This is a genomic window from Donghicola sp. XS_ASV15 (assembly GCF_041224595.1).
GTDB lineage: Bacteria > Pseudomonadota > Alphaproteobacteria > Rhodobacterales > Rhodobacteraceae > Donghicola.
The window spans coordinates 1-7,172 of sequence record NZ_JBGFGN010000097.1; the positions used below are offsets into that span (position 1 = coordinate 1).

Sequence of the window (7,172 nt, forward strand, 5' to 3'; positions counted from 1 at the left end):
AACCTCACAGAATTGGCCTGACGGCCAATGCGCCTTGGACCGGGCTTGCTATATGAGGGCCGCACGCTCCAAGGCGCTCGCCCCAAACTGGCCGACTTTTGCTCCGCCACAATGGCCGAATTTTACTCCGCCGTTGACATACGTTGATTACGCTCAGTCGCGTACTGTGAAGTCTTCTTGCTCGTCCGCTGGAATGGGGAGTCTGACCCAGATTGGCATATGATCAGTAAAATCGTGTGTATAGCGATCATAGGCTGGTTCACCGGTTTCCGTTTTCCCCGGACCGGCATCACTGAACGCTTGGACGAAATCAAACATGCCATAGTCGTACTGATCGGGTCCAAATGACCCAGCCTGATCGTTGTGCCGCCCCCTGGGTAGCCGAGTGTCGGTTGTTATCCAGGCAATGTGATCGAAAGTCTCGGTACGACGCGCGTTGGTGAAAAAGCCACCATCGAGGAAGGGGAAGTTTACCTTGGCTTGGAGGCTCCTCTCTTTGTTGATCGAGGTCAGATAGGTGGCCATCGCCTTCCGCCGCTTGTCGACGTTGGACTCGAAATCCAAATTTAGATCAGCCATCAGAAGGAAGGTTTTTCCCTCTTCGACAACGGTCGTACGGCTGTCCAACAACAGCCATTCTAGGAGCGCGAAGAATTCGAGTTTCCGATCGGTCTTACTCTCTCCGGACACCAGATGAGCGTTTATGATGTAAAAATTATACACGCCGGCGGGCCCCTCAACAACGAACTCGACGACATGCGGTGTACGAATGAATTGAACGAATTTCTTTAGCTTCGCACCCATCAGCTTTTGTTGACCGTCGAGCCATCCGGAGAGTTTCGCTAGTATCCCCTCTTCACCTGCGATTTCGATTTCTTTTGATATCAGAGTGCGAAACGCAACGTCGCTATTCTCAATTACGGCGGAGCGATCGAAGGACAAATCAGAAGCAAGATCTCCCCGTCGAACTCTATCTGATCGGTAGAGTACTGCATGTCGTTCCGCCATGCCGTCATATCCAGGCGCCATCCCTGTGACATCGCTGATGACAACCTCCCAAGGAGCACCCCTATTGCGCAACCTCCTGAGCAACTCGTACAGGCTTCCAGTGTCCCGTTGGACCTCTTGGATCGCGACGATATCTGCTCGAGAACAAACCTGCTCGATCAGCGCAAAGGCACCCGGCGACTTCTTAGGAATACCACTCTCTTTGAAGGCACCGAATTTTCGAATGTTCCAGCTTAACAGTACGAACGACCTATCGCGCCGCTCAGGCAGTCCGTAGGCTGATCCATTTTGCTCGAGGTGCGCATTTATTTGCGCCCATTCTTCTTCAGAGAACTGTTCACCCATACGATGGGAACCTTTCTTAAAAATCTAGGGCATGGCTTTCTGAGAACTGTCGCCCCTATTGGCGGATGGATTTAAGGCCCACACTGAAACCTAGGCATTTCAGAGAACGTTTTCAGACCGTCCTCGTTGTCGCAATCGAACTGGTGTATTGAGACGGATATGCCATAGCTGGTTCAATGATGGGCGACTGCAATACTTCGTGGTCGATGCCAAGACTATGCACCTCCAAGTAGGTCACGAGAGCCTCTTTGATGCTTCATCCAGAGCAATCCCCTCGACCGGAAAAGAACTCGAATTTTAAGTAATTCGCTTTGAAGTACGCTCGAGAGAAAGCGCGCTAATCTACGACGCTATCCTTAGGGCACGACGGAGTTCTTTAATGTGGTGCGGCACAAACTTTTCATCTGTACCTCGGACTTTCTCCGTCCCCTTATCAATCGACCAGTAGTTATTGTGCGATACGAACGATCTACGATGGTCTTTGTCCACATTTCCCGCTGCATCCAATTTGGGCAGCACGGCGATGTCACGGATGCCCTTCAGCACGCCTTTATTTTCTCTGTTATTGAACTCCAAGCCAAAAACCTCTGCAACCGGACCGGAGACCAGATCGCCGGTCAGAATGTACTTTTCATCCGAATACAAATTCGTCCAGCGGGTATAGGCGAACAGGGCCGCATGATGGGGGGTGCGGCGGTCAATTGGCTGTCGCTGCTCTTTATTCGAATAACTGAAGTGTTGTGTCTTGGTCGTGCCATCGTATTCCATTACCGGCGGGCAAGTCGGAAGCAAACGGTCTCGCTGGCGAGCGCGTAGGTCTTCGTGACTTTCTGCCACAAGGAACTCGGCATGGGTCAGTGGCGCACCCAAGGTCACGAAATCTGAAACGATCCAAGGAGCGCATTGTTCTCTGGCTTCGGTAAATGCTCGTGCCTGTTGATCTTGGAATGCATCAAGGTCAAGACTGCCGCTCTCCGTGGCATCGCGGATCATTTGTTCAAGCGCATCCCGCTCTGGCTGCGGCCCAGTTCCGCCAATTTTGTTATAGCGCGCGTAGGTTTCCGCCAGAATATCATAGGCTATGATCCCACCAAGAGAATGGGCCACCACAACTAAGCGCTGATACTCTCCGCTGTCGATCAGCCTTGACAGGAGATCCACGCCGCCCTGCCGGATTTGGTGCCTCTTGGCCACGTTCGGCGGCAAAGCTTTGACATAGCGCGCCACGTCGCCGAACCGCTTGATAAGCACAGTCGATACAAAGGCCGTGACCGCCATACCACCCAACGCAGCGAGCCACGCCACCCAAGGGGCCGGGGCCTCTGCCTTCGGCCAGAGGCCCCAGAGGGTTAGCCCGCCAATGATCAACGCGACAATCCAAAGCAGTACCCACGCATGGGCTACCCGCCTAGGCGGGATGCGAAACAACAAATCCTTGATCCAAGTCTTCACATGCTCCCATGTGGTGCCCTGCATCACATGCGCCCAGTAATATTCGTAGAAATCCGTATAGTTTTCGTTTTTGTCTTTTTCAGTCGTGATGCGGCGCAGCTCGGATGAGCTGTTGCGTGGGTCTGGCTTAGCCCAAGACACATTACCATCGCGCTCCTTCCCTGTATTGGGATCGGGCCTGGTGCGGCTGACCAAATCGGCGTCTTGCGTCCAAACAGAGTTCACGAATGAATTCAGCGTGGCCATGGGGATTTGCTCGCCCATGCCATGCAATATGACAATTGCTTGCTTCATTGCGACTGCCCAAAAATAAAATAACGTTAGGGCTTGAGGCAAAGAACTCGCAAATGTTGATTTGGAAAAAGTGTGTTTATGAATCTCAAAGATTCATATGATTTACGAATTTTCGAAATCTATGGCATTTCATCCAACGCTGAAGATATGTAACCTAGATCAGCCATTATTCAGATATTTTCGAATCCAAGAAATTTTAAAAAGCACTGCCAAAAATTGAACTCAGGAGTCTTTATTGTCGACAAATTATCTCTCATCGTAAGAAAACTTTCCCAACAATTCTGATGACGATCCGCTTCAACAGCGCCATGCACAATGGACTTCGACGTAACGGTCCGTTAACTACTTGTTAACCATTTTTGCTGTCAGGATTCTGCTTTTAAAATGAAGGGCCACCTTCTCTTCACTCTGGTGTTGTCATTCGTGCTTCTACAGTCCCTTGGGGCCGAGGCGGCATTCAGAGTCATTGATGCTGACACCATCTCCGATGGCCGTATCACTTATCGACTGAATGGCATCGATGCCCCAGAGATGGGCCAAGCGTGCTCTTCTCAGACTGGCAAGAAATGGAAATGCGGCGAAGCTGCAACGTCCTACCTCGCAGCAAAGCTTAAAAGCGCATCAATCCGATGCGAAGGTTCCAGCCAAGATCGATATGGCCGAACCATTGCCACCTGCTTTGCAGATGGGAAAGACATTGGAGAGAGCCTAGTGGCATCAGGTCTTGCTTGGTCGTTCAGACGTTATGATATGGTCTATGCCCAAACAGAGGATACCGCTCGCGCTGCCAAGCTGGGCATTTGGGCGGGCAACAACATGCCCCCTTGGGAATTCAGAGCTGCTAAATGGGCTGTAGGAGAGCAGAAAGCTCCCGATGGCTGCCCCATCAAGGGCAACATTTCAAAGAACGGTAAGATCTACCATGCGCCTTGGTCGCCGTGGTACGGTCGCACAAAGGTTTCGCCATCCAAGGGAGAACGCTGGTTCTGCAACGAAGCCGAAGCCTTGGCCGCAGGGTGGCGCGCCCCAGCGTGGCAGTAAAACCAAACAATGGCCAAAACCTCGCCATGCTGAAGATCAATTCTTCCCAGACTTTAAGCAAGTGATCGAAGAACCAAGAAGAACACTTCATGAATAAAAAATTTGCTGCGACGCTTGCCGTGTCCTTGTTTTTGGCGTCGCCACCGTTGAGCGCCGACGACACTCGCGACGGGGACAAAATGCCGAGAAGCCAATCTTCTTCTCTTCTGCTTCAGGAAGCATTGCCTTCGAGTTTTAGAGTGGCGCAGAGTTGGAGTTGTTCGCCTCGACGCTATTGCTCCAAGAGCATTTCCAGCTGTCAGGAAGCTCGGTGGTACTTTGCTAATTGCAGCTGGGGAGGTGCGCTGGACGGGGACAACGACGGAACGCCGTGCGAGAACCTGTGCTGATGCTATTTGAACCGTCAGTCTTTGCGCTCAGCATTGACGTCTGAAGGAACTATTGCACCCGCTGAGCGCTGGACTTGGTCTGAATATCCGTGACGTGCTTCCCTGCCATCAAAATCGGCCAGGCATTGATTTGTCGCTCTGAAATGCCGACTTCCAATGGAGCGCGTACCAGAAGGCCGGAGAAACGATGGAATACCAAACGGGCGCCAATGATCTGCCAAAAGTCGAGCGCCTATATCTCGACTTCGACAGTTTCTTTGCTTCCGCGGAGCAGCATTTCAACGCTGATCTTCGAGGACGACCCGTTGGTGTTGTCCCACTGGATTCCCCGCACACAAGCTGTATCGCTGTCAGCCGAGAGGCAAAGGCACGAGGGGTCAAATTTGGAACCTCGATCAGAGAGGCGCGCAAGCTCCTCCCGGATATGGTCTTCGTTATTGCACGCCATGACGCCTACGTTCGGCTTCACAAGCGCATCCTTGAGGTGATCGAAGAAATCCTTCCGGTCGCTCATGTGCGATCAATCGACGAGGTGGTTTGCAGCCTGACGCCGTCAGAGGCACAACTGGGAAAGGCGCTAGCCGACCGGATCAAAGCCGCATTGGCAGATACCTTCAGTCCAGCACTGACTTGCTCTATTGGGATGGCCTCGACCGAGCTACTTGCAAAGATTGGCGCAGAGATGAACAAGCCGAACGGTTTCGCTCTGATTGAGGCACAAAGCCTTCCACGGTCTCTTTCCCATCTCGCCCTACGCGACCTGCCCGGCATCTCCAAGGGTGTGAGCGCGCGCCTTGCTGCCGCAGGAGTCTCGGACATTGAGGGCCTCTGGAGACTCGCACCAAAGCAGGCGCGCAAGATCTGGGGCAACGTCGAAGGTGAGCGTTTCTGGAACGAACTGCATGGCTTCCATGCTGAGCGCCCGGAAACAAAGAAAAGCATGTACGGTCACGGTCGCGTCCTGGCGCGTGATGGACGGCAGCCCGAACAGGTCGAGGCTTGCGCACACCAACTTCTACTTAGCGCCGCGCGACGTCTGCGCCGAGACAACTTGCGCGCAACTGAGTTGACACTTGGCTTCCGAGGTGCGCGGCAAGACGATGCGGAACGATGGAACTGGCGTGAAGTCTTTCCGGCCGCCCGTGACGACCGAACATTCAGACGCGCCCTTTCGAAGGGTTTGGCAGAGGCCCGTCGGACGCTGCCCTTTTCACCGCATGCTATAAACGTCACATTGCATGGTCTTGCAGCCGACGGGGAGATTACCGGCGACTTGTTTGGTGGTGCTTTGGACGAAGGAGCTGATCAGGCGACCCGTCAGAAGTGGGAACAGGTCAGCGATCTGATGGACACTCTCCGTCACACCCATGGGGCCAAGGCCCTGTCACTCGGCACCCAAGCCAAGATCGAGGGTGGCTATGTCGGTGCGAAAATCGCCTTTGGCCGGATTCCCGATGAGGATGACTTCAGCGAAGCGCCGACAAAGGATGAAGAAACCCAATTTCTTTCTTATTGAGAGAAATCGAAGAGCTGTCTTTGCTGAACCGTCAAAAGGCAAATCAGTCAGATAGCTTCCACTAGCTCGACTGCTTATCGCGGCGGTGCAGTGCTGCTTCACCGGACCGGTCATTCGTCGATCGCGCAACATCCGCGGGAGATCGAGGTCGGCAATGCGCAGTCCGAGATCGAGGCGGCCTTCGTCTCAGAACCCTTCGGCCCGTACGAGCTAGAGACGCTGCCCGTCTTCACCGAGCAGCTTGCCCTCATCGCTCCGCAATCGCTGCCTGCGATCCAAGGCCCCGGTGCCCTGCGCGGGCGCACGATGATCGCCTTCGAGACCGGCTGTTCCTATCGGCGGATTTTCGAGAGCTGGTTTTCGACGGCGTCCGTGGTTCCGGAGCGTGTGATGGAGCTCGCCTCCTATCATGCGATCTTTGCCTACGTCGTGGCGGGATCCGGGATCGGGATCATGCCGCGCGCGGTCCTGACGGCGCTGCGCGCAGAGGGGCAGGTTCAGATTTGGAACCTCCCCACGGTGACTGGGATTGTGCGGACCCATCTGGTTTGGCGCAAGGCACAGGCGTCGCGCCCCCTAGATGCCCTGCGTCAGATGCTGATCGCCGTGCTACCCTCCGGCGAAAAGTGAAACCCATCACAACTGCCACTGCCGTTAGATGCGTTGATCGACTAGAAGACCTATGCCGCCGATCGCAGTTCCGCTGCAAATCTATGCACATGATTAGATAAGGGCTTGAAACGGCCATTTGGCGGCGTGCCGAACATTTCTTGAGGCCCGCGCCACCGTATCGACCTGATCGGCCCAAACTGACCGCCGTAGAGTTGCGCCTGGTTGCGCGAAGCGGTCTTAATAGTCGATAGCGTTGGAATACCGCGGTACTGACGAAAATGACCGCAGAAATCACCAGAAAACACTTGCAATGCAGGAGCCACCCACAGACGACCTTCGCAAGTGCATCAGCCGCCGCGGTGCAGCTTCACCAGACCGGATGAGGTGGGTGGCTCCTGCTCCACCGGCATCGAATGTGCCAAAGTGCAGCTATCAATGACTGCTAGGAAAGGAGCCACTCAATGACAGTTAAGACAGTAGGCCTTGATCTGGCCAAGGATGTTTTTCAGGTTCAC

Annotated in this window: 6 protein-coding genes; 4 read left to right on the forward strand and 2 right to left on the reverse strand. The window is 54.0% G+C overall.

What is annotated here, in order from left to right:
• Positions 1-153 precede the first annotated feature (153 nt).
• Positions 154-1,353 carry a hypothetical protein gene (locus AB9K37_RS02975; protein ID WP_369835481.1) on the reverse strand — a complete coding sequence of 400 codons (1,200 nt, stop codon included), beginning with the start codon at positions 1,351-1,353 and terminating at the stop codon, positions 154-156.
• A 342-nt stretch (positions 1,354-1,695) separates the two neighbouring features.
• Positions 1,696-3,099 (reverse strand): hypothetical protein, encoded by a 1,404-nt coding sequence (locus tag AB9K37_RS02980; protein WP_369835482.1) that lies wholly within the window; start codon positions 3,097-3,099, stop codon positions 1,696-1,698.
• A gap of 384 nt (positions 3,100-3,483) precedes the next feature.
• On the opposite strand from AB9K37_RS02980, the gene AB9K37_RS02985 reads away from it, so the two are divergent.
• From AB9K37_RS02985 to AB9K37_RS03000, 4 genes are all read left to right on the forward strand, one after another.
• Positions 3,484-4,140 carry a thermonuclease family protein gene (locus AB9K37_RS02985; RefSeq protein WP_369835483.1) on the forward strand — a complete coding sequence of 219 codons (657 nt, stop codon included), beginning with the start codon at positions 3,484-3,486 and terminating at the stop codon, positions 4,138-4,140.
• 179 nt (positions 4,141-4,319) lie between these two features.
• Positions 4,320-4,529: an excalibur calcium-binding domain-containing protein gene (locus AB9K37_RS02990; protein WP_369835486.1), complete on the forward strand. Its 210-nt coding sequence runs from the start codon at positions 4,320-4,322 to the stop codon at positions 4,527-4,529.
• Between the two features lie 187 nt (positions 4,530-4,716).
• Positions 4,717-6,045 carry a type VI secretion protein ImpB gene (locus AB9K37_RS02995; protein ID WP_369835484.1) on the forward strand — a complete coding sequence of 443 codons (1,329 nt, stop codon included), beginning with the start codon at positions 4,717-4,719 and terminating at the stop codon, positions 6,043-6,045.
• Between the two features lie 90 nt (positions 6,046-6,135).
• Positions 6,136-6,675 (forward strand): LysR substrate-binding domain-containing protein, encoded by a 540-nt coding sequence (locus AB9K37_RS03000; RefSeq protein ID WP_369835485.1) that lies wholly within the window; start codon positions 6,136-6,138, stop codon positions 6,673-6,675.
• The last annotated feature ends 497 nt before the right edge of the window (positions 6,676-7,172 follow it).